General features: G+C 40.9%; 1 pseudogene. It reads left to right on the top strand.

What is annotated here, in order from left to right:
• Window positions 1-30: 30 nt before the first annotated feature.
• Window positions 31-235 (top strand): annotated as a pseudogene (locus RYX56_RS25295) (carbohydrate ABC transporter substrate-binding protein); the annotation flags it as partial.

The following is a 235-nucleotide window of genomic DNA, read 5'->3' as shown; positions in this document are numbered from 1 at the left end:
GTGACAAACTAATAATAGGGGGAATCTCAATTGAAAAGCTTGAAAAAACTGGCTGCGATTGGATTATCAACGGCTCTCGCGTTTTCGTTAGCAGCCTGTAATGGAAATGATAAGGCGTCTTCTGATAAGGGGAAAAGCAGTGACGAAAAAGTGACCTTGAATTTCTGGACATTTGGGGCTACGGGGTATGAAGATTTAGCGAAAGAATATGAAAAGGATCATCCCAATGTCAAAA

This window comes from Alkalihalophilus lindianensis, assembly GCF_032843265.1.
GTDB lineage: Bacteria > Bacillota > Bacilli > Bacillales > Bacillaceae_D > Alkalihalophilus > Alkalihalophilus lindianensis.
Note: the sequence above shows the minus strand (reverse complement) of the source record. Positions and strands in the feature narration are given on the sequence as shown.